The organism is Catenulispora subtropica (genome assembly GCF_039531675.1).
Lineage (GTDB): Bacteria > Actinomycetota > Actinomycetes > Streptomycetales > Catenulisporaceae > Catenulispora > Catenulispora subtropica.
Map to the genome: position 1 here is coordinate 97,283 of NZ_BAAAQM010000017.1, position 21,733 is coordinate 119,015.

17 protein-coding genes and 1 pseudogene are annotated in these 21,733 nt (G+C 68.9%); 8 read left to right on the forward strand and 10 right to left on the reverse strand.

The genetic code is table 11. The features are described from left to right. Positions 1-267 precede the first annotated feature (267 nt). Together ABD466_RS16845 and ABD466_RS16850 are read right to left on the reverse strand one after the other, a co-directional pair. On the reverse strand, positions 268-3,873 hold the full coding sequence (locus ABD466_RS16845; protein ID WP_344658001.1) for a hydantoinase B/oxoprolinase family protein: 3,606 nt from the start codon (positions 3,871-3,873) through the stop codon (positions 268-270). Positions 3,874-4,069: 196 nt separating this feature from the next. Then, a complete protein-coding gene (locus ABD466_RS16850; protein WP_344658002.1) occupies positions 4,070-4,462 on the reverse strand; it encodes a winged helix-turn-helix transcriptional regulator in 393 nt (130 codons plus the stop codon). A gap of 79 nt (positions 4,463-4,541) precedes the next feature. On the opposite strand from ABD466_RS16850, the gene ABD466_RS16855 reads away from it, so the two are divergent. After that, positions 4,542-5,954, forward strand: a complete 1,413-nt coding sequence (locus ABD466_RS16855) for a luciferase domain-containing protein (protein WP_344658003.1) — start codon at positions 4,542-4,544, stop codon at positions 5,952-5,954. A gap of 65 nt (positions 5,955-6,019) precedes the next feature. On the opposite strand, the gene ABD466_RS16860 is transcribed toward ABD466_RS16855, so the two are convergent. Then, entirely contained in the window at positions 6,020-6,601 is a 582-nt protein-coding gene (locus ABD466_RS16860; protein WP_344658004.1) for a TetR/AcrR family transcriptional regulator, read from the reverse strand. Positions 6,602-6,896: 295 nt separating this feature from the next. Here ABD466_RS16860 and ABD466_RS16865 point away from each other — a divergent pair, with 295 nt between their 5' ends. After that, positions 6,897-8,615, forward strand: a complete 1,719-nt coding sequence (locus ABD466_RS16865) for a hypothetical protein (RefSeq protein WP_344658005.1) — start codon at positions 6,897-6,899, stop codon at positions 8,613-8,615. A gap of 67 nt (positions 8,616-8,682) precedes the next feature. Here ABD466_RS16865 and ABD466_RS16870 read toward each other — a convergent pair whose 3' ends face one another. Next, the gene (locus tag ABD466_RS16870) at positions 8,683-8,808 is read right to left on the reverse strand and encodes a hypothetical protein (RefSeq protein ID WP_344658006.1); all 126 of its coding nucleotides are present in this window, start codon (positions 8,806-8,808) and stop codon (positions 8,683-8,685) included. A 277-nt stretch (positions 8,809-9,085) separates the two neighbouring features. Further along, a complete protein-coding gene (locus ABD466_RS16875; RefSeq protein WP_344658007.1) occupies positions 9,086-9,691 on the reverse strand; it encodes a dihydrofolate reductase family protein in 606 nt (201 codons plus the stop codon). Positions 9,692-9,868: 177 nt separating this feature from the next. Between ABD466_RS16875 and ABD466_RS16880 the strand changes: the two genes are divergently transcribed. The 3 genes from ABD466_RS16880 to ABD466_RS16890 all read left to right on the forward strand — a co-directional run bounded on the left by ABD466_RS16880 (position 9,869) and on the right by ABD466_RS16890 (position 11,323). Next, positions 9,869-10,705: a class II glutamine amidotransferase gene (locus tag ABD466_RS16880; RefSeq protein WP_344658008.1), complete on the forward strand. Its 837-nt coding sequence runs from the start codon at positions 9,869-9,871 to the stop codon at positions 10,703-10,705. Positions 10,706-10,781: 76 nt separating this feature from the next. Beyond that, on the forward strand, positions 10,782-10,904 hold the full coding sequence (locus ABD466_RS16885; RefSeq protein ID WP_344658009.1) for a hypothetical protein: 123 nt from the start codon (positions 10,782-10,784) through the stop codon (positions 10,902-10,904). Between the two features lie 35 nt (positions 10,905-10,939). After that, a complete protein-coding gene (locus ABD466_RS16890; RefSeq protein WP_344658010.1) occupies positions 10,940-11,323 on the forward strand; it encodes a DUF2255 family protein in 384 nt (127 codons plus the stop codon). Positions 11,324-12,027: 704 nt separating this feature from the next. Here ABD466_RS16890 and ABD466_RS16895 read toward each other — a convergent pair. Continuing rightward, positions 12,028-12,369, reverse strand: a complete 342-nt coding sequence (locus tag ABD466_RS16895; RefSeq protein WP_344658011.1) for an STAS domain-containing protein — start codon at positions 12,367-12,369, stop codon at positions 12,028-12,030. A 141-nt stretch (positions 12,370-12,510) separates the two neighbouring features. Between ABD466_RS16895 and ABD466_RS16900 the strand changes: the two genes are divergently transcribed. Further along, positions 12,511-13,164 carry an alpha-hydroxy acid oxidase gene (locus tag ABD466_RS16900; RefSeq protein WP_344658012.1) on the forward strand — a complete coding sequence of 218 codons (654 nt, stop codon included), beginning with the start codon at positions 12,511-12,513 and terminating at the stop codon, positions 13,162-13,164. A 280-nt stretch (positions 13,165-13,444) separates the two neighbouring features. Next, complete coding sequence (locus ABD466_RS16905) at positions 13,445-15,229, forward strand: thiamine pyrophosphate-requiring protein (protein ID WP_344658013.1); 1,785 nt, start codon at positions 13,445-13,447, stop codon at positions 15,227-15,229. Between the two features lie 249 nt (positions 15,230-15,478). Here ABD466_RS16905 and ABD466_RS16910 read toward each other — a convergent pair whose 3' ends face one another. Both ABD466_RS16910 and ABD466_RS16915 read right to left on the reverse strand, forming a co-directional pair. Then, positions 15,479-16,924: a glycosyl hydrolase family 57 gene (locus tag ABD466_RS16910; RefSeq protein ID WP_344658014.1), complete on the reverse strand. Its 1,446-nt coding sequence runs from the start codon at positions 16,922-16,924 to the stop codon at positions 15,479-15,481. A gap of 18 nt (positions 16,925-16,942) precedes the next feature. After that, positions 16,943-18,415: a glycogen synthase gene (locus ABD466_RS16915; RefSeq protein WP_344658015.1), complete on the reverse strand. Its 1,473-nt coding sequence runs from the start codon at positions 18,413-18,415 to the stop codon at positions 16,943-16,945. A gap of 325 nt (positions 18,416-18,740) precedes the next feature. On the opposite strand from ABD466_RS16915, the pseudogene ABD466_RS16920 reads away from it, so the two are divergent. Then, a pseudogene (locus ABD466_RS16920) lies at positions 18,741-19,028 on the forward strand (response regulator transcription factor); the annotation flags it as partial. A gap of 72 nt (positions 19,029-19,100) precedes the next feature. Here ABD466_RS16920 and ABD466_RS16925 read toward each other — a convergent pair. Together ABD466_RS16925 and ABD466_RS16930 are read right to left on the reverse strand one after the other, a co-directional pair. After that, complete coding sequence (locus ABD466_RS16925) at positions 19,101-20,156, reverse strand: LacI family DNA-binding transcriptional regulator (RefSeq protein ID WP_344658016.1); 1,056 nt, start codon at positions 20,154-20,156, stop codon at positions 19,101-19,103. Between the two features lie 49 nt (positions 20,157-20,205). Beyond that, on the reverse strand, positions 20,206-21,669 hold the full coding sequence (locus ABD466_RS16930; RefSeq protein WP_344658017.1) for a GH1 family beta-glucosidase: 1,464 nt from the start codon (positions 21,667-21,669) through the stop codon (positions 20,206-20,208). Positions 21,670-21,733 lie beyond the last annotated feature (64 nt).

Below are 21,733 nucleotides of genomic sequence, written 5' to 3' on the forward strand. Positions count from 1 at the left end.
GCCTGAGCGCGAAGCCGACAGCTGTCAACCGGCGCACCCGGCGGCCGGTGGACCCGGACGGCGAGGTTGGGCCGACTCGGCCAGCTCACATGCCGCGTTCCCCTCTTCACGGAGGGCAGCGGGCCGGTGAAAGTTACGGGACTGTCGGCGCGTGTCGGGAGGTGGACATCAGCGCCGCACTTGGGCCTCTTATCTCAGATCGAGGCGTCAGGCACGACGGATCCATGCGCACGACACCAATGCTGTCGTCGACAGCGCTCTCCCGGGTCAGGTCCCTTGATCGGCACGGCCGTACCCGCCGCCGCCGGGCGTCTCGATCACCAGCACGTCATCCACTCCCACCTCGATCGAGTCGCAGCCAGCCATCTCGGTGGCCGAGCCGTCGGCGTGCTCGACGCGGCCGGCCCCGAGCGCGCCCGGCGACCCGCCGGCCATGCCGTAGGGCGGGACGCGCCGGTGCCCGGCGAGCGTGCTGACGGTCATGGCTTCGTGGAAGCGGATCCGGCGGACGGCTCCCTCGCCGCCGTGCCAGCGGCCGGCTCCGCCGCTGCCGCGGCGGATCGCGAACTCCTCCAGGAGTACCGGCAGGCGCCATTCCAGCACCTCGGGATCGGTCAGGCGCGAGTTGGTCATGTGGGTCTGCACGACCGATGCGCCGTCGAAGCCGTCCCCTGCCCCGGAGCCGGAGCCGACCGTCTCGTAGTACTGATGCCGCTCGTTGCCGAAGGTGACGTTGTTCATGGTGCCGGAGCCCTCGGCCTGGACGCCCAGCGCCGCGTACAGCGCCCCGGTGAGCGCCTGCGAGGTCTCGACGTTGCCGGCCACCACCGCGGCCGGGTGGACCGGTGCGAGCATCGAACCTTCCGGGATGACCAGGTGCAGCGGGCGCAGGCAGCCGTCGTTGAGCGGGATGTCGTCGGCCACCAGGGTGCGGAAGACGTACAGGGCGGCCGCGGTGACCACAGACGAGGGGGCGTTGAAGTTCGTGTCCAGCTGAGGGGAGGTCCCGGTGAAGTCGAGGGTGGCCTCGCGCCGCTCGTGGTCCACGGTGATCCGGACGCTGATCCGCGCGCCTGAGTCCATCTCGTACCGGTAGTGACCGTCCTGGAGCGCGTCGATGACGCGGCGGACCGCCTCCTCGGCGTTGTCCTGCACATGACGCATGTACGCCTGCACGACGTCGAGCCCGAAGTGGTCGATCATCTTGCCGACCTCTTCCACGCCCTTGCGGTTGGCTGCGATCTTGGCGCGCAGGTCGGCGAGGTTGGTCCGGGTATCGCGTGAGGGGTACGGCGCCTCGGCGAGCAGCCGGAGCGTCTCGGCCTCGCGGAACTCGCCGTTCTCGACGAGCAGCCAGTTGTCGAACAGCACGCCTTCCTCGTCCACGGTGCGGCTGTGCGCGGGCATCGAGCCCGGCGTGAGGCCGCCGATCTCGGCGTGGTGACCGCGAGAGGCCACGAAGAACAGGATCCGGTCGCCGCCGGTGTCGAACACCGGAGTGATCACGGTGACGTCCGGCAGGTGGGTGCCTCCGTGGTAGGGATCATTGACCGCGTAGACGTCACCGGGTTTCATCGTGCCGCCGCGGCGCCGCACGACCTCCTTGACACTCGTGCCCATCGAGCCCAGGTGCACCGGGATGTGCGGGGCGTTGGCGATGAGATTGCCGTCCGGGTCGAACAGAGCGCAGGAGAAGTCCAGCCGCTCCTTGATGTTGACCGACTGCGCCGTGGACTCCAGCGCCGCACCCATCTGCTCCGCGATCGACATGAACAAGTTGTTGAAGATCTCCAGCAGGACGGGGTCGGCCTCTCCGCCCACCTGGGCCGCCTCGGGCGCGTCGACCCGTTCGAGCAACAGGTGCCCCGCAGGGGTCATCACCGCACGCCAGCCCTCATCCACCACGGTCGTGGAATCGGCCTCGGCGATGATCGCCGGGCCCGTCACGGCGTCCGCGGGCCTCATCCGCTCGCGCACCCACAGCGGCACCTCGCGCCACGAGCCGCCGGTGTACAGCCGAACCCGCTCCTCCGGCTCGGCCGCGGCGGACCCGCCCTCGCTGATCCGGGTCAGGTCGGGCTGCTCGGTCAGGCCGACCGCCTCCACCGACACCGCCTCGGCGATCAGGGGACGGTCGATCAGGAAGGAGTACGTCCGCCGATAGGCCGTCTCGAAGGCAGCGGTCATGGCGTCGATGCCGGCCAGCTCGACCGGCACGGCGGTGTCTGTGCCCTCATACCGCAGATGCACGCGCGCCGTGATCCGGATCCGGTCCTCGGGAACCTCCTCGTCGCGGAGTTCCGCCCGGGCCGCGCCCTCCAGCGTCTCGGCGACGTCGCGCAACCGCGGCTCGGCATGGGCGTCGAGGCGGACCTCCACCGACTGCTCCCGCATCGCGGTCACGTCGGCGAGCCCGATTCCGAGCGCGGAGAGCACGCCGGCCATCGCCGGCACCAGCACGGTGCGGATCCCCAGCGAGTCGGCCACCGCACACGCGTGCTGCGCGCCGGCTCCCCCGAACGTGGTGAGAACGTAGCCGCTGACATCGTGGCCCTTCTCCACGGAGATGCGCTTGACCGCGTTGGCCATGTTGGCGACGGCGATCTGCAGGTAGCCCTCAGCCACCTGCTCCGGGGTGCGCGTGTCACCGGTCCGCTCGCGGATCTCCGCCGCGAGCTCGTCGAAGCGCCGCCGGACGATGCCGACATCGAGCGGCTCGTCGCCTCCGGCCCCGAACACGCTCGGGAAATGCGCGGGCTGAACGCGGCCGAGCATGACGTTCGCGTCGGTCACCGCCAGCGGACCGCCGTTGCGGTAGCACGCCGGCCCCGGATCGGCGCCGGCCGAATCCGGGCCGACGCGGTAGCGGCTGCCGTCGAAATGCAGGACCGAACCGCCGCCCGCGGCGACGGTGTGGATGTCCAGCATCGGCGCCCGCAGCCGGACACCCGCCACCTGGGTCTGGAACACCCGCTCGTAATCGCCCGCGAAGTGCGAGACGTCGGTGGAGGTGCCTCCCATGTCGAACCCGATGACCTTGTCGAAGCCGGCCGCCTGGGACACCCGGGCCATCCCGACGATCCCGCCCGCCGGACCGGACAGGATCGCGTCCTTGCCGCGGAAATGCCCCGCCTCAGCCAGCCCCCCGTTGGACTGCATGAACATCAACCGCACGTCGCGCAGCTCCCCCGCCACCGTCTCGACGTAGCGACGCAGCACCGGCGAGAGATAGGCGTCGACGACCGCGGTGTCGCCACGCGAGACCAGCTTCATCAGCGGGCTGACTTCGCTCGACAGCGAGATCTGACGGAATCCGATCCGTTCCGCGAGCTCCCCGATCGCCCGCTCGTGCTCGGGATGCAGATAGCTGTGCATGCAGACGACGGCCAGCGCGTCGATGCCGTCCGCGTGCGCCCTTTCGAGATCGGCGGCGAGGGTGTCCAGATCGACCGGCCGCAGCTCCGTGCCGTCCGCCGCGATGCGTTCATCCACCTCGATCACACGCTCGTACAACAGCTCGGGCAGAACGATCCGCCGCGCGAAGATGCGGGGCCGGTTCTGATACCCGATCCGCAGGGCGTCGCCGAAACCCTTCGTGATGACCAGCGCCGTACGCTCGCCCTTCCGCTCCAACAGCGCGTTGGTCGCCACCGTGGTGCCCATCCGCACCTGCTCGATCCGCGCGGAGGGGATCGGCTCCTCGCCCGCGATCCCCAGCAGGGCCCTGATTCCGGCGACAGCCGCGTCCGGATAGCGCTTCAGGTTGTCGGACAGCAGCTTGTGCGTGACCAGCCGCCCGTCCGGCCGGCGGGCGACGACATCGGTGAAGGTGCCGCCCCGGTCCACCCAGAACTGCCACATGCCGCCGACCACTCACCGCTCCTTCCGTCACCCCGGCACCGCGCTGGCGGCTTCAGACATCATCGGCATCACCCTGAACCAGGTGACGGATTCGATCAGAAATGTAGCAGAGAGTCGGCATTTGACACATCGTCCAAGCATCCTTCATTCCTCGGCCCGCGGCCTGGCCGATCCGGCGGCCGGCTTCGAGCTCTGCGAACAGTCGCACTCAAGCCGTCGCTTGCTGGCGGGAGTCGAAGGCATCTCTTGCGGCGTGCACATACCCACGGTGTTCATCAGCCCATCCGATCAGGGCGTTGACCTGGCCGGAAAGCGTCTCTCCCACCGGCGTCAGCCGGTAGTCGACGCGCGGGGGTGAGGTGGGCGTCACCAGCCGCTCCACCAACCCGTCCCGTTCCAGGCTTCGCAGCGTCAGGGTCAGCATCCTCTGCGAGATCCCCTCGATCGCGCGTTGCAGCTCCGAGTACCGCTTGGTGCCGTCGCTCAGCAGCGCCATCACGAGCACGCTCCACTTGTCGCCGATCCGGTCCAGGACCTCCCGCAGCTCACACCGGCGCACATCGGTGTGCGGTGCGCTGGTCAAAGTGCCTTCTTCCGTCATCTTCTCCTCCGGATCCACACTGGAGTCGCGCACAAAAAGTATGTAGCCAACAGAAAGTGCTGTACTAGTGGACCACACCATGCTGCCAGTACGTCGCGGCCCCCGCCCGACCACCACCGGCCGGGAGATCCCGCACGACCAGCTCGACCAGTTCTCACCACCTGCCATACGCGACGCCCTGCTCGCGGCGGCGGAACGTCTCGACGGTGTCTTCCTCGGGCCGAGCCAGGTTTCAGAACCCGCCTCCATCGCTCTGCGGCTGCGTCGACCCTCCGGGCCGTGGGAAGCGTTCCTGCACCCGAGCCGCGATGAGTTCGGCCACGTTCACCGCGCCGGATTCCTGCACCTCACGGTGCCCGATTCCTGGGTCGCACCGCTGATCGAGGCAGGCTGGGCCGAGCCGCATCCGATCAGCCGCCGCCCCGAGTGGCCCGACACGATCATCATGCTCTACGCCCCGCGCGACGAGACAGAACTCGAAATCGTCGCCGAGGTCCTCCGGGTCTCCCACCGCCATGCCACGGGCGCCTCCTCCGATTCCACCCCGAGCAACACCGCCGCAAAGGAAACCGCCACCATGCGTGCCATAGCCTTCGCCGATCACGGTTCCGCACCCGAACCCCACGACCTCCCCATACCGACGCCCGCCGCCGGCGAGGTTCTGGTCGAAGTCGCCACCTCCTCCGTCAACGGCTTCGATTTCGGAGTCCTCGGCGGACACCTCCAGGGCGTCTACGAGTACGAGTTCCCGGTCGTCCTCGGCAAGGACTTCGCCGGCCGGGTCACCGCACTCGGTGCGGGCGTGTCCGACTTCGCAGTCGGCGACCGGGTGTTCGGCGTCGTGATGCGTCCGACGCTGGGACAGGGAGGCTTCGCGCAGTACCTGGCCGTTCCCGCGTCGATCGGCGTGGGGCTCATCCCTGACACGCTCGACGACGACACCGCGGGCGCCCTGGGCCTGGCGGCGACAGCCGCGCTCAACGCCGTGGACGCCGTGGCCCCGAAACCTGGCGAGACCGTGCTGATCTCCGGCGCGACCGGCGGGGTCGGGACGATCGCGGTGCAGCTGGCCGCCGCGCGCGGGGCGACCGTCATCGCGACGGCACGCCCCGGCGACGAGAGCGAACACGCGCTCCGACTGGGTGCGGCGCACGCGGTCGACTTCGCAGCCTTGCAAGCCGGCGTCCGGGACGTGGCGCCGAACGGCGTCGACGGCGCCCTGCACCTGGCCGGGGACGGGGCAGCGGTGTCCAGCTTGCTGGTCGAGGGCGGACGGTTCGCCTCAACGATGCACTTCGCCCCGCAGCGTCCGGACATCGTGGCGACCGCGGTCATGGCCGACCCCGACCGCGCCACCCTGGAACTGCTCGCCTCCGAGGCGGCCGCCGGCCGGCTGAAGCTCACTGTCACGTCCTACCCGTTGGCCGAGTTCGGCAAGGCCTTCGCGGACTTCGGGGGCGGAACGGTCGGAAAGCTCGGGGTGCGGATCTGAGGTCCGCTCGCGCGAAACCGATCGCATGGTGCGGTCTCGCGGCAGCCGTATCCCCGTACCCGTAACTACGAGGGCTGCGGCGCATCTCCAGCCCGGATTGCGGCCATGGCCAGGCCGAAGTATTCACGCAGTTCGCTGTTCGAAGCGGACGGCACCACCTGCCGGGCGCCGACAAGCACCAGATACATCAGCCGCGCGAGCCGCTCCGCATGTTCCAGATCACCGGTCGCCTCCGCGATCAGGCCCCGAACGTAGTCCACCCGCCGCCTGTCGATCCGCTCCTGCATCACCCCGGCAGCGGCGTGGTGTCTGGCCCAGCTCCGCATGGCGACCTCAAGGTCGGGGCGTGCACCGTCGGAGAGCACGGCGTCGGCCAGCCGGCCAAGCCTGTCCTGCGGCGTCAAGCCGCTGTCCTCCCCCGGGCCGGAGGGATCGGCTCGGGTGATATAGGCGTTCGTATAGCAGGCTTCCGCGTGCGTCAGCAGAGCTTCATGGAACCCTGCCTCATCGCCGAAGTGCTCGCAGAAGGAACCCTCCTTAGGGTCAACCCCGAGACGCATGGCCACCCGGTCCTCGATGAGCGCCGGATGGCCATGTGCAGCCAGAACATCCAGACCTGCGTCCAGCCAGTCGGTTCGGGTCGCCATTCTTCGACCGTAATAGCGGCCTGATGATTCGTCATTCACCCGGAAGTGCGACGCTTGACCGCGTCGTGGCCGGGATGGCCGGGGCGCTGGTCGCCGGACCGCGGCGTCGCCTCGGCCGGCCTGCGGTCGATCACCTCGCCGAAACGATCTACCTGCCCTTTACCTTGCAGCCATTTACAGGTTCGCGTGCCTCCATCAGTCTCTGAAAACAGCGGCACATCGCAAAGTTCTGTATCAATGCCTGCGTGGTGCCGAAAGTCCTGCGTCCCCCATCGCCACCCCCGGGAGATTCCGCATGCGCTCGAAACCCTCGCTCAGGCGTGCCATCGTCGCCGCGGCCACCGTGCTGTCCCTCGGCACGGCCGCGGCCGGCACGGCCCTCGCCACGCCGAACGGCACCGCGAACGCTCGCTCGCACCACTACGGCATCAAGCTGATGCATCCCGGCGCTGCTGCGGGCGGCGCGCACACCGCCGCCAGTGCCAACACCCTGTCGCTGCAGACCTCGAACACCACCGGTGCGGTCTCGCCGCAGCCGACCGTCTACCTCGTCTTCTGGGGTAGCCAGTGGAACAGTAACGACCCGGCCGGGGTGCAGGCCGACATGAAGGGCATGTTCGGGGGCCTGTACGGCGGCAGCGACACCTGGGGCACGGTGCTGACCCAGTACTGCGAGGGCTTGGCCGCGGGCACGACCGACTGCGCCGGACAGGGCACCCCGGTGGCGCATCCGGCCTCCTCGCCGTTGGCCGGATCCTGGGTCGACAACGCCTCCGCGGAGCCGGCCAACCCGACCGCCGGCGACCTGGCGAACGAGGCGGCCAAGGCCGCCGCGCACTTCGGCAACACCACGCAGGCCCCGAACACCAACGCGCAGTACGTCATCGTCTCGGCCACCGGAACCCATCCGGACGGCTTCCCGAACAGCGGATTCTGCGCCTGGCACGACCAGACCTCCACGTCCTACGGCACGCTGGCCTACACCAACCTGCCCTACATACCGGACAGCGGAGCCGGGGCCTGCACCACCCTCACCGACGGCCGCCTGCTGTCCGGCATCGAGTCGACCGAGACCCACGAGTACGCCGAGACCGTCACCGACTTCTGGCCGACCACCGGCTGGTACAACAGCAGCGGCGGCGAGATCGGTGACGAATGCCAGCAGCTGGACGCCTATCTCACCCTGTCGACCGGCACGTACGACATGCAGGGGATCTGGTCCAACCAGGCCAACGCGTGCGTGACACAGGGCGGGTCTTCGAGCCCTGACTACTCCCTGTCCGCCTCACCGGCCTCCGGCGCGGTGACCGCCGGCGGCTCGACCACCACGAAGGTCTCCACCACCGCATCCGGCGGCTTCACCGGCACGATCGCGCTCAGCGCCACCGGCCTGCCCGCCGGCGCCACCGCCACCTTCAGCCCCACCTCGGTCACGGCGGGCGCCTCCAGCACCCTGACGATCGCCACCTCTGCCAGCACCCCGGCGGGCACCTCGACCATCACGGTGACCGGCACCTCGGGCTCGCTGTCACACACCGCGACGTACACGCTCACGGTGAACCAGACCGGGACCGGAGGCATCACCAACGGCGGCTTCGAGACCGGTGACTTCTCCGGCTGGACCACCTCCGGTGCGTCCACCTCGATCGTCACCACCGGGGCACACTCCGGCACCCACGCAGCCCGCCTCGGCGGCACCACCCCGACGAATGGCGACTCCGCCGCAGCTCAGACCTTCACCGCACCGACCGGCACCACCACCCTGGCCTTCTGGTACGACACCGTCTGCCCGGACACCGTCACCTACGACTGGGCCACCGCCACCCTGAAGGACAACACCACCGGCACCACCTCCACGGTGCTGGCCAAGACCTGTGTCTCCAACTCCGGTTGGAAGCAGATCACCAAGGCTGTGACCGCCGGCCACTCCTACACCCTGACCCTCATCTCACACGACGACAACTACAGCGGTGACCCGACCTACACCCTGTACGACGACGCCACAGTAAGCTGATCGAAGAACGTGAAGGCGCGGCCCGGAACAACCCGGGCCGCGCCTCACCGGCGTCTGTCGCTGGTCGTCAGTGGCTCACGACGGCCGGCACCGGGGCCGGCGGCGGCGCATATCCGCCCGGCGCCTGCTTGTTCACGATCAGGCCGGCGATTACCAGGGCGATGAACACGGCGAGCCAGAACTCGCGCTTCATGACTACCACCTCGTCTTGTACAGACCGCGCTCACCGCGAACGGCTTGACGCTGACGTGCCAGGGTGCCCCAGTGCCAGCCCGCAGAGTCAGGGTGCTGTCTGTCGGTGCCCACCACTTCCCACGGCGCGTTCGGATCCGTCCCGAAGGAGACGAGATGGATCTCCGCGGCCGTGGCGCGTTCTGAGACACGCAATCCTTCGCTCACGTCTTCACCATGGCGCGGCGCAGCATGACAGCGTCAGAGCCGAAAGTCCCGGTCGCCTCGGCGCCGTCGTCTCAGCCCGCCGCTCGCACGCGATAGCGCAGGTGAGTCACACCCGGCCCGTCCACGGTTCGGAGCAGTTCGAGCTCGATGTGCTCGGCCGGCATGTCCTCGAAGAGTGGTTCGCCCTGGCCGAGCAGGACCGGGACCAGGTGGATCTGCAGTTCGTCCAGAACGCGTGCGGCGAGTGCCAGTTGAGCGGTGCGGGCTCCGTGGACCAGGACGTCCTGGTCGCCGGCCGCGTCCTTGGCCATGGTCATCGCGGCTTTGATATCGCTGACGTAGGTGACCCCGGGCCATGACAGCCTGGCTTCGGGCCGGCGGCGGCTCAGGACGACGATCGGGACGCCGTCGTGGTGGTCGCCGCCCCAGCCGTCGGCGAGCTCGAACGTCCGCCGGCCGACGACGACCGCGCCGGTGGCCATGACCTCGTCCATGAGTTCACGGTTCACGCCCGCCAGGTGGCTGACTGTCCTGTGGTCGGCATCAGCGTCGGCATCCTGCAGAAACCACGCGTGCAGCCGCTGCCCTCCGTCACCGAGCCCGTTGCCCGGCGCCACGTTCGGCCCGGCGATGAACCCGTCTACGGACATCGACATGTACAGCACGGTTTTGCTCACGCTTCTGATCCTTTCAGCATGTCCGCGACCTCATCGCGCCTGCGTCTCGCCCGAACGGCCTAAGGCCGACCCGCCCCGACGTTGACGAGGGCGATTGCCGGGTAGGACCGGAGCGGCCGGACGACGGGCTTCGTTGTCGGGCTCGTATACCGCTACGGAAGATAAGGACCAAGGGGCGTGTGTCGCTGGCTGGCCTACTCGGGTTCACCCATTCTGCTCAAGGACGTCCTCTTCACGCCGCTCCACTCCTTCATCGATCAGAGTCTCCACTCCAAGCTGGGAGCCGAGACCACCAACGGAGACGGCTTCGGCATCGGCTGGTACGACGGCTACAGCCGGGAGCCGGGGACGTTCCGGAGCGTGGAACCGGCGTGGAACGACGCGAACCTGCGCGAGGTGGCCGGGCACATCACCTCGCCGCTGTTCTTCTCCCACATCAGGGCCGCCATCGGCTCGTCCGTCCAGCAGAGCAACTGCCATCCCTACCGGTACGGGAACTGGCTGTGGATGCACAACGGCTTCATCGACGGCTACGCGGAGATCAAACGCGACCTCGCCTTCGCCGTCGATCCCGACCTGTACCCCCACATCACCGGGACCACCGACAGCGAACTCATCTTCTATCTGGCGCTCACGTTCGGCCTGCGGGAGGACCCGGCTGACGCGGTGGCGAAGACGATCGGGTACGTCGAGACCCGCGGCCGGGAGGCCGGCATCGAACATCCCTTCCAGGGGACGATCGCGACCAGCGACGGAGAGTCCATGTGGGCGTTCCGGTACTCGAGCGCGGGCAAGTCGCGGACTTTGTTCGTCACCCGCGACGTACCCACGCTGCGCCGCGAACACCCCGGCCTGGCGGTCCTGGAACACGTGTCGGACGACGCCCGGCTGGTCGTCTCCGAGCCGATCGGCAACCTGCCCGGCGCCTGGGTCGAGGTGCCGGAAGCCTCCTGGGGCGTGGTCCGCAAGGGGCACGACTCACTGCATACCTTCACGCCCAAGAACCCTGACTGACAGTGGCGAACAGTACAGCGCCGCCAGGGCGAGGCAGGGCAGAGCTCTGTCAGACGCTCAGCAGCGCCTTGATGTCATGCAGCACGTCACTCTCGGATCCCTGGACGTCGCCCGCATCGGCTTGGGCGTGATGTCGATGGCCGGCATCTACAGCCGCGAGGGCCTGAACAAGGCCCAGACGCGGATGCTGGAGCGCTGAGGCTCCCCGCGCCGAACCGATTGCGAGGAGGAATGATGACCGCCACCGCCTGGAGCACCGGCGAACTCGAGGAGATCGCCACCCGTGACGAAATGCGCGTCGCGCCCCGCCGCACCGACGGCACCCTGACGAAGCCGCGGATCGTGTGGATGGTGCGCGTCGGTGACGACGTCTACATCCGCTCGGTCAAGGGTGTGGAGGGCGCCTGGTATCGCACCACTCGCAGCCGCGGCGAAGGCCACGTGAACGCCGGCGCGGTCGACAAGGAGGTCGCGTTCCTCGACGTCGAGGATTCCGACGATCTCCAGGCCCGGATCGATGCCGAGTACCACGCGAAGTACGACCGTTATCCGGGGCCGGTCGCCTCGATCACCTCTGCGAAGGCTCGGGCCACCACCATGCGACTCGTCCCGCGGTGACACCGAAGCGTCGGGCACCAACTGGGCCGATCTGAGGCCTCAAGGGCACCTGTCCCCGCTAACCTCGACAACGACCGTGTATTTCTTTCCTTTGACCTTGACAAGTGGGCCGTACGGGATCGGGGAGCCCTTCGGTGCTACGCCAGGGCCGGTGCGCACCCACAGGTAGAGCTCTTCGGGGTCGCGAGGCCCCGGAACGTAGCCGGCGAGATACGAAGCCTCCGGCGCCAACGAGGCCCAATCGGCATCCCCTACCAGCGGAGCCATGTCCCCGGCCGGCGGGGCCCCTTCGGCCAAGAACGCCTGGATCGGGTGCCCGCATCCGTTGACCACGGAGGCGAACCGGAACTCATCAACCGTGCATGCTGCGCTGCTCACCAGCAGCACAGCCGCAAGTAGGGCCCACCGGCTGACAGCTCGCAACGGCGCAGCCCTTTCACGCAGTCATCACTGCACCGGCTCGGCGCAGGCATCGAACCTCCGCGAAATACTTGCAGGGTGTGGCGAGGCCGCGGGCTGAGTCTCTGGCAGCAGCCCTTCGAGCAGCTAAAGCTGCCTCCCGACCGATCCAGGTTTTACAGCTCCGGCTACAGGGTTGGCAACTGCTCCGTGTCGAACGGCATCACTGGACGCTGCCGGTCATGTTCGAGTGCGGATTTCCTCAGTCGAACACCAAACGCTCAACCCCGTGGCGAGCCTCCCGGTCACGTCAACGGCTCGGCACCCGCACCCGAATCCGCACTGGTCGCAGTGAACAGCTCGCTCACCCCGGCAGCTTCCATGACGCGAGTGACCGGCTGGGAAGGCGAGCGCAGAACGAACTCATGGCCGTTGTCGGCAGCCCGCTGTCGAAGCAACACCAGAACTCGCAGCCCCATCGAATCCATGAAGGTCACGCCCGAGCAGTCGAGAACCACGTCCGTTGTGCCCGACGCCCAGGGCTCGACATCGGCTAGGAACTGTTCGTGGGCCGACATGTCGACATCACCGACCACAGTGAGGACGACCCGCCCCTCGGTCTGTTGCGCAGTGCAGGAGAACTCCATGCCTGCTCCGTTCCCGACGAAACCGCGCGGCCTGCTTCCCTCATCTTACGCCGGTCGATCAGCTGATTCAGCGTTCAGGCGCACCACACGGCGCTCATCGATCACGAGACCGGCAGCAGCTCGGTGACGCGAACGCGGCGCATGATGGAGAAACACGCCGGGCTGATCCTCCCCGAGCCGCAGATCTCCCTGAAGACCCTTTTCGAGGGCGCCCTCCACCCAGCGTGGGCCTGGCACTTCCTGACATCCTCGACGATCAGCTTCCCCGACATCGGCCCGGCGGACCAGCGGTCGCTGGACGTGCTGCCGGAGATGTTCGACGGGACGATCAGCTGGGAGGACCTCGCCTGGATCCGCCGGATCTGGGACGGGCCCATCGCGCTGAAGGGCGTCACCACCGTCGGCCAGGCGTCGCAGGCGGTCGACCACGGCCTGGACGCCGTGATCGTCAGCAACCACGGGGGCCGGCAGCTCGACCGTCTCCCGGCGACCATCGACGTGCTGGCCGAGATCGTGGACGCGGTCGGCGACCGGACGGAGGTGCTGGTCGACTCCGGATTCCGGCGCGGAAGCGACATCACCACCGCCCTCGCCCTGGGCGCCAAGGCCGTCCTGCTCGGCCGCGCCCACCTGTACGGGCTGGCCGCGGCCGGAGAGGCCGGCGTGCGGCACTGCGTCGACATCCTCAGCCGCGAGCTCCGTATGACGATGCAGTTGTGCGCGGCCACCAGCATCGCCGAGCTCGACCGCAGCCTCGTCCAGCGGGATTCCGGAGCGCCCGCGGCGCATACCTGATCGCTTCGGGGGCACAGCGGGCCCCATGACTACCTTCGGATGCCTTCTGTCCTGCGAGGAGTTCACCCCGGAGCAGCTGATCGAGCAAGCGCGGCTCGCGGAGCGGGAGCGTTGCCGCGGGTTCTGTTTGGGTTCTCCGAACGCGGGCACGACGAGCCTTCCCAACGCCTCGTGCCGACTCAGTTCGAGTCCCAGCGGCCCGCCGCCGACGGTTGGCCGCGTTCGCGGGGTGCGGCCCGTCACCCCCGGCGGCCAGCGCCAGGACCAGGAGGAGCAGACAATGAAGGTGGCCGACTACCTGTTGCAGCGGCTGAGGGAGTGGGAGGTCGAGCACGTCTTCGCTTATCCCGGGGACGGCATCAACGGAATGCTCGCCGCATGGGGCCGGGCCGAGAACCAGCCACGCTTCATCCAGGCCCGGCACGAGGAGATGGCCGCGTTCCAGGCTGTGGGCTACGCCAAGTTCTCCGGCCGCACCGGCGTGTGCGCCGCCACGTCCGGTCCCGGGGCGATCCACCTGTTGAACGGCCTGTACGACGCCAAGCTCGACCACGTCCCGGTGGTCGCCATCGTCGGCCAGACCGACCGCACCGCGATGGGCGGCTCGTACCAGCAGGAAGTCGACCTCGTCAATCTGTACAAGGACGTCGCCTCGGAGTTCTGCGAGATGGTCACCGTCCCCGAGCAGCTTCCGAACGTGCTGGACCGGGCCATGCGCGTCGCCGCCACCCGCCGCACGGTCACCGCGCTGATCATCCCCGCCGACGTTCAGGAGCTCGACTACGAGCCGCCGGCGCACGCCTTCAAGCAGGTCCCCTCCAGCCTCGGCCTCCCCCACTACGCCCCCGTTCCGTCCGACGAAGACCTCGCCAGGGCGGCGGAGATCCTCAACCAGGGCGAGAAGGTCGCGATCCTGATCGGCCAGGGCGCCCGGCACGCCCGCACCGAGGTGGAGCAGGTCGCCGAGATGCTCGGCGCCGGTGTGGCCAAGGCGCTGCTCGGCAAGGACGCCTTCCCGGACACGCTGCCGTACGTGACCGGGTCGATCGGACTGCTCGGCACCCGGCCTTCCTACGAGATGATGCGCGACTGCGACACCTTGCTTGTCATCGGTTCCAGCTTCCCCTATAGCAATTTCCTGCCCGACTTCGACCAGGCGAGGGCGGTCCAGATCGACATCGACCCGTCGATGGTCGGGCTGCGCTACCCGTTCGAGGTGAACATCGTCGGCGACTCGGCTGAGACCCTGCGCCGTCTGATGCCCTCGCTGGAACGCAAGTCCGACGGCTCGTGGCGCAAGACGATCGAGGACAACACCGCCCGCTGGTGGGAGGTCATGCAGCGCCGCGCCGAAGTCACCGCGGACCCGGTCAACCCGGAGTACGTCGTCCACGCGCTCGACGAGCTGCTGCCCGAGGACGTCATGCTGTCCGCCGACTCCGGATCGGCGGCGAACTGGTACGCCCGCCACTTGCGGATGCGCGGCACCATGCGCGGTTCCCTGTCGGGCACTCTGGCCACCATGGGGCCCGGTGTGCCGTACGCGATCGGAGCGAAGTTCGCCCAGCCCGGCCGGCCGGCGATCGCGATCGTCGGCGACGGCGCGATGCAGATGAACGGCCTCGCGGAGCTCATCACCGCGGCCAAGTACTACCGCGAGTGGTCCGACCCGCGCCTGGTGGTGGCCGTCCTGAACAACCGCGACCTCAACCAGGTGACCTGGGAGATGCGCGCGATGCAGGGTGCGCCGCAGTTCGAGCCCTCGCAACACTTGCCCGACGTCCCCTATGCCGACGTCGCCAAGCTGTTCGGCCTGGACGGCGTGCGGGTGGAGCAGCCCGACGGCGTGGTCTCCGCGTGGCGCCAGGCGCTGGCCGCGGACCGACCGTTCGTCGTCGACTTCCGCACCGACCCCGCCGTGCCGCCGATCCCGCCGCACGCCACCTGGGACCAGATCAAGGCCGCGGCCGCCGCGGTCCTGCACGGCGACAGCGATCGAGCATCCGTCATCCGGCAAGGGGTGAAGGCGAAGGTGCAGGAGTTCCTGCCCGGCAGCGGGAGCTGACGATGGCCGGCGGCTTCGACGAAGTGGATCTCGCAGCTCTGGAAAAGGCGCTGCGTAAGGAGGTCGACGGGGAAATCCGCTTCGATGCGGGAAGCCGCGGCGCATACGGGCCGGGGCCGGCGGGCCGTTGTCCCGCATCACGCCGTCCACGGAGATTCGAAATTCGTGGGCCCGATCGTGCCGATCCCCACGGCCCGCCACCGCTGAGCCCGCTTCAAGGCGCGATCCAGCGCCAGGTCAGCGGCTCTCTCAGGCCTGCGCGGCGGTCGCTGCGCGGCGGGCGATCTCGGCGCCGAAGTCGGTCCATTCGCCCTGGCCCCAGTACCGGTAGCAGCTGGTTTCGCTGGCCAGCAGGTAGAACAGTGCTCGGCGGTAGCGAGGGTCGTCGGTGGGGGTCTTCGTGGTGAGCATGTGGGAGTTGAACAGGGCGCTGGCACGCTCCATGGGGACGAGGACGTTGTCATAGCCGCGGACCCAGGAGACGTCCCCGGTCCAGCTCCCGCCGTCCATGTGGAACCGGTCGTCCTCGGCGCGCAGCTTGTCGATCACCGCGGCCAGGCGCTCGGGTCCTTGGCCGGGCTCGAGGTGACGCCAGACGCGATGCTGGTGGAGCGGCTGGAGCGGGGGCAGGTCGGCGGGTCCGACGCCGAGGCGGCGTAGCGCTTCGAGGTATTCGGTACCGTTCACGGCCGCCACCGAGGTGCCGGAGTACTCGCGCATGACCTCGAGGTATTTGGAGGGGAACTCGTTCATCATCACCCCGCCGTTCTCGCCGTCGGCGATCTGGGCGCTCAGCGGGGGGACGCGGTGCCCGGCCAGGTCGCGTGGCTGCGAAGACTTGGCCTCGTAGTAGGGCTGCATCTGGCCCACGAGTTTGGTGTCGCTGCCCTGGGTCTTGATGATCGCGGTGATGGCGGCGGTCTCGCCGTCGGAGTTGGTGCACACCAGACGGTGCGGCAGGTGCGGATCTGCGAGACCACTGCCGTCGAGCTCCTCGACGGTGTGCTCCTGGACCAGGACCCATTCGTAGCCGCAGTCGAGCAGGGTCCGCACGAACGCGTAGGCGACGTCGGGGTGGTTGGGCAGCGCCATCTCGGCCGGGGAGAACCCCCGTACCCGTGAGAGCGCCTCGAGCCCGAACAGCCCGGCGAAGTGGTGCTGCCAGGCCCGCACGTGCAGCCGGTAGTCCTGGACCGGCGTGGAGGGGGCGACGGCGTGGCCCCAGGTGCTGCCGAGCCATTCGACGGCCTGGCGGGCCCGGGGGTCGGTGGCGAGGTAGCGCAATTCGTCGAACACCTCGTCGAGGCCCATCTGCCGAAGCCCGTGCAGCAGGGTGCCCGAGTAGTCGAGCATCACCCGCGGCCGGTGGCCTTCTTCGAGCAGTTGCCGGACGAGCTCGCCCATGCGCCGGTAGCACCAGGCGAACGCGGGCGCGTTGTGGTTGTCGCCGACGTCCTGGTGGTCCATCATCCAGGCCAGGTTGCCGATGATCGGGGCTTCGGCGAGCGCGCCGTCCGCGGGGCGCAACGGCTGGTGCATGTGCAGCGCGATGGTGAACGCGGCCTCGATCCGGCCGAGGTCGAGCTGATCGTCGAACACCGGCCGGGACCGTGCCTCGGCGAGGCTGCGGGTGATCAGGTCCTCCTGGCCGGACAGGTTCGGCAGACCGTCGACGTACTCGGGGATCCGGTCCATGCTGCGCTTCCCATCGGTCTATTTGTGGCGGATGTGCTCGTAGATGTTGACGTAGTGATGGCCGGGACCAGCCCATGAGTAGTCGGCCCGCATGGCGTTGGTCATCAGGAAGCGGAAGTCCGCCGGATGGTCGAACCACAATCCGATCGCGCGTTGCAGGGCGCTGTCGAGCGCCTGGTTGTCGGTCTGGTGGAACGTGTAGCCGTTACGCCGCTCGAACTCGTGGGGGGCGTGGTCACGGTCGAAGACCGTTTCGCGCATGCCGCCCGTGGCGCGCACGACCGGCACCGTGCCGTAGCGCATCGCCATCATCGGCACCAGGCCACAGGGTTCGAACAGACTGGGCACCACCAGCAGGTCGGCGCCGGCGAAGACCAGGTGCGCCAACTCCTCCTGGTAGGTCAGCTCCAGGTGGCAGTCCGGGTTGTCGTTCAGGTGATCCTTGAGGTGCTGGAAGTGGCCGTTTATACCGTTGTGCTTCTGTTCCTGTCCCATCAGCACGAACTGGCCCCCGGCGTCGAGCGTCCGGAAGAGCGCGTGGTGGACCAGGTGCATGCCCTTCTGCTCGTCCAAGCGCCCGACATAGGCGACCAGCGGGCTCCAGGTCTTGCGCAGCAGGAAGCGGTCGCGCAGCGCTTCCTTGTTCTCGTACTTGCGCTCGATGTCCCAGGCCGAGTACCGGGCGGGGATATAGGGGTCGGTCTCGGGATTCCAGACGCCGTAGTCGACCCCGTTGAGCACCCCGCCGAACTTGCCCTGGTGCTTCCACAAGGTGTGCCCCAGCCCGAAGCCGCTGTCGCCGTGCCGGGCCTCGTCGGCGTGGTTGTCCGACACCGTCGTGACGAAGTTCGAGTACACCACCCCGCCCTTCATCAGATTCAAGGTGTGGCAGTGGTGGTCGTCCCCGAGTCGGTCCGGGTCCAGGAAGTGCTCCGGCCGTCCCAACTGGGTGGCCGCCAGCACCTCCGGCCCGGTCAACCCCTGGTGGCGGAAGTTGTGGATCGTGTAGCACACCCGCTGGTTGCCCAACTCATGGCTGTACTGTTCGTAAAGCAGCACCGGGACCAGCCCGGTGTGCCAGTCATGGCAGTGCACCACGTCCGGGCGTTTGCCGGTTTTCAGCATGAACTCCAACGCCGCCTTGCAGAAGAAGGCGAAGCGCATTGCGTCGTCGTCATACCCGTACAAGCGCTCGCGCCCGAAGAAGTTGTCACCCGAGTGCGGCTCGATGAAGAAGCACTTGCGCCCGTGGACGTGACCGAACCACACCGTGCAGGACACCGCCCCGCCATACCACGGCACCCGCAAGTCCTCGTAGCTGCGTTGCAGGTCCCACACGTGTTCGTAGCGCATCCCGGAGTACTTCGGCAGGATGATCTCCACGGCGTGGCCACGGATCTCCAGCTCACGGCTGAGTCCGAACACCACGTCACCGAGGCCGCCGGCCTTCGCCGCCGGGGCACACTCCGGCGCGACCATCACAACGAACACCCAACCACCACCTTGTCGCCCTTCGCCCTATCGAGTGACGCAGGACGCTGCGACCCCAGGGGTCGCGTATCAGGTCATAGCGTCGATATGCAGACAATGCTCGATTCATGTCTAAGCGGTGCGTTCCCATTTCGCAGGACGAAAGCTCCCTACGGGTGAGCGCGCACCGGAGACTCCGCCGAGCCCAGCGGGCCGAGTCGCATCGGCGTTCGCCGACTACGCCCGCATGTTGCATTCGCTCCGGTACGAGTCGCACATCCTGGCGCCGAGGAGGTCGAGTTCGTCGAGGAAGGCCGTCGTCGGAAGGAACACCAGTTCTGGCGCTCGACGGGTCGCCGGCGGCGCCACCGTCATGGATCCCGAGGTGGTCGAGCAGCTCCTCACCCGCCACCGACACGATCTGATCGCGGACCTCACACCGCGCGAACGCCAGGTGCTCGCTCTGATGGCCGAGGGAAGGGACAACGCCACGATCGCGGCACGGCTCGTCATCACCGAGAACGCCGTGCACAAACACGTCGGCAACATCTTCGCCAAGCTCGGCCTCGCACCGGACGACAGCGGGCACCGCCGCGTCCTCGCCGTGCTGACCTACCTCAGCAGTTCGCGGTGAAGACGCAGCGGTTCTCCGAGCTCGTTCTGGATGGCGGCCGAACGGCTCGTCACCGTGCTCGGAGAAGTGGCCTCACCCCGACGCCCGCAAGACCAGCCGGGTCGGCAGGATGGCCGGGCTCGGCTTGGGACGTCCGGCGATGCGGGACAGCAGCATGTCCACCATCGTGGCGGCCATCGCCTCGACGGGCTGGCTGACGCTGGACAGCGGTGGTTCGGTGAGCAGGGCGACGTCCAGGTCGTCGTACCCGACGACGGCGACGTCCTCGGGGACCCGGCGCTCGTGGCGGCGCAGGGCCCGCAGCGCCCCGGCGGCCATCAGGTCGCTGGCGCAGAACACCGCGTCCAGGTCGGGGTGGTCGGCCAGCAGCGCGAGCATCGCCTGCTCGCCGGAGGACTGGCTGAAGTCGCCGAAGGCGACGCGGTGGTCGGCCATGCGGGCCGCGATCAGCTCCTGGCGGAAGCCGTCGAGGCGGTCGACGCCGGCCACCATGTCACGGGGGCCGGCGATGGTGGCGATCCGCTGGCGGCCGATGGCCACCAGATGCCGGACGGCCAGCCGGGCGCCGTGGACGTTGTCGACGTCCACGTAGGGCAGTTTGACGTCGCCGAGCGGCCGCGCCATCTGCACCACCGGGATGCCCGAGTCGGACAGGATGCGCGGCAGCGGGTCGCCCTCGTGCAGCGACATCAGGAACACGCCGTCCACGTGGCCGCCGAGCAGGTAGCCGGTCAGCCGTTTCCGCTCGTGGTCGGCCCGCACCATCATCAGGACCAGCTGGACGTCCCGCGCCGACAGCGCCACGCCGAGCGAGCGGACCATGGCGGCCAGCAGCGGGTCGGTGAAGACCTTCATCTCCGCCTCGCTGACCACCAGGGCGACCGATCCGGTCCGGCGGGTCACCAGGGAGCGGGCCGCCCGGTTGGGGACGTACCCCAACCGGGCCACCGCGGCCTCGACCGCGGTGCGCACGTCCTCGGAGACCTTCGGCGAGCCGTTGACGACGCGGGAGACGGTGGCCCTGGAGACGCCGGCCTCCGCGGCCACGGTCTCCAGGGTCGGCGCCGACGCCGTCTCCGGCGTCGGCGGTGCCACCGCCTTCGGGATTCCCCCGTCCTTGCCTGTCATGTGATGAAGTGCTCCTTGCCCGTGATTCCCGCAGCGGCCGCCCGCGGCCTCAGCCCTGCACCGCGTTGGCCGCGATGACCCCGGCGTACCAGTTCCCGCTGGCCTTCACCGTACGCCGCTGGGTGGCATAGTCGACATGCACCACCCCGAAGCGCCGGGAGTACCCGTAGGACCACTCGAAATTGTCCAACAGCGACCAGCAGAAGTACCCGCGGACGTCGACCCCGGCCTCGATGGCCTCGTGGACCGCGACCAGGTGGCTGCGCAGGTACTCCACCCGCCGCGGGTCGCGCACCTCGCCGTCGGGGCCGATGTAGTCGTGGAACGCGGCGCCGTTCTCGGTGATCGCGATCGGGATCGGGCCGTAGTCCTCGTGGATGCGCAGCAGCAGGTCGCGCAGTCCCGAGGCGTCGATCGGCCAGCCCATCGCGGTCGGCTCGCCCGGCATCCGGACGAACCGCAGGGACTCGCTGCCGACCCAGGGCGAGTAGTCGCTGGCGCCGTGGCCGTCGACACCGCGCTCGACCTCGGCGCCGTCCACCGCCGCCCCGACCACCACCGGGTTGTAGTAGTTCACCCCGAGCAGGTCCAGAGGCTGGCTCACCGCCGCCAGGTCGCCGTCCTGGACGAACGACCAGTCGGTGACGTGGGCGGTGTCCCGGAGCAGGTCCTCGGGGTAGCGGCCCCGCAGGACCGGGTCCAGGAAGATCCGGTTCTGCAGCGCGTCCACGCGGCGGGCGGCGTCCAGGTCGACCGGATCCTGGCTCAGCGGCCGGACCTCGGCCGGGTTCAGGGTCAGCGCGACCCGGGCCCCGGCCGGCAGCGTCGCCCGCAGGGCCTGCACCCCGAGGCCGTGCGCCAGGTTCAGGTGGTGCGCGGCCCGCAGGGCGACCTCCGGCTCGTGCCGGCCGGGCGCGTGCACCCCCGAGGCGTAGCCCAGGAACGCCGAGCACCAGGGCTCGTTCAGCGTGGTCCACAGCTCGACCCGGTCGCCGAGGCGTTCGGCCGCGATGGCCGCGTACTCGGCGAACCGTTCGCTGGTGACCCGGCTGCCCCAGCCCCCGGCGTCCTCCAGTTCCTGCGGGAGGTCCCAGTGGTAGAGCGTGGCCACCGGCTGGATGTCCTTGGCCAGCAACTCGTCCACCAGGCGGGAGTAGAAGTCCAGCCCCGTGACGTTGGGCGCCCCCTCGCCGCCGGGCTGGATCCGGCTCCACGACAGGGAGAACCGGTAGGCGCTCAGGCCCAGGCCGGCCATGAGCGCGACATCGTCGCGGAACCGGTGGTAGTGGTCGGCGGCGATGTCACCGGTGTCGCCGTTGACGACCTTGCCGGGCACCCGGCTGAACGTGTCCCAGATCGAGGCGGTGCGCCCGCCGTCGAACGCCGCGCCCTCGATCTGGTAGGCGGCGGTGGCCGCACCCCACAGGAAGTCTGCCGGGAAGGCCCTGGTCCGAGCCCTCCGACTGCCCACCGCCACCGTGTCACCGGCCGCGACCCGCGTACCTGTACTCATCTCCAGACAACTCCTTGCGATACTTCTTCAGCCGCCCTGCCGGGCCGCGGTGATGGTGAGCGTC

What these genes read in the sequence shown, in the direction of transcription:
- ABD466_RS16850 (WP_344658002.1), bottom strand. Translation starts at nt 4,462, where the DNA reads ATGACGGAAGAAGGCACTTTGACCAGCGCACCGCACACCGATGTGCGC.
- ABD466_RS16855 (WP_344658003.1), top strand. Translation starts at nt 4,542, where the DNA reads ATGCTGCCAGTACGTCGCGGCCCCCGCCCGACCACCACCGGCCGGGAG.
- ABD466_RS16860 (WP_344658004.1), bottom strand. Translation starts at nt 6,601, where the DNA reads ATGGCGACCCGAACCGACTGGCTGGACGCAGGTCTGGATGTTCTGGCT.
- ABD466_RS16865 (WP_344658005.1), top strand. Translation starts at nt 6,897, where the DNA reads ATGCGCTCGAAACCCTCGCTCAGGCGTGCCATCGTCGCCGCGGCCACC.
- ABD466_RS16870 (WP_344658006.1), bottom strand. Translation starts at nt 8,808, where the DNA reads ATGAAGCGCGAGTTCTGGCTCGCCGTGTTCATCGCCCTGGTAATCGCC.
- ABD466_RS16885 (WP_344658009.1), top strand. Translation starts at nt 10,782, where the DNA reads ATGCAGCACGTCACTCTCGGATCCCTGGACGTCGCCCGCATCGGCTTG.
- ABD466_RS16890 (WP_344658010.1), top strand. Translation starts at nt 10,940, where the DNA reads ATGACCGCCACCGCCTGGAGCACCGGCGAACTCGAGGAGATCGCCACC.
- ABD466_RS16895 (WP_344658011.1), bottom strand. Translation starts at nt 12,369, where the DNA reads ATGGAGTTCTCCTGCACTGCGCAACAGACCGAGGGGCGGGTCGTCCTC.
- ABD466_RS16900 (WP_344658012.1), top strand. Translation starts at nt 12,511, where the DNA reads ATGATGGAGAAACACGCCGGGCTGATCCTCCCCGAGCCGCAGATCTCC.
- ABD466_RS16905 (WP_344658013.1), top strand. Translation starts at nt 13,445, where the DNA reads ATGAAGGTGGCCGACTACCTGTTGCAGCGGCTGAGGGAGTGGGAGGTC.
- ABD466_RS16910 (WP_344658014.1), bottom strand. Translation starts at nt 16,924, where the DNA reads ATGGACCGGATCCCCGAGTACGTCGACGGTCTGCCGAACCTGTCCGGC.
- ABD466_RS16925 (WP_344658016.1), bottom strand. Translation starts at nt 20,156, where the DNA reads ATGACAGGCAAGGACGGGGGAATCCCGAAGGCGGTGGCACCGCCGACG.
- ABD466_RS16930 (WP_344658017.1), bottom strand. Translation starts at nt 21,669, where the DNA reads ATGAGTACAGGTACGCGGGTCGCGGCCGGTGACACGGTGGCGGTGGGC.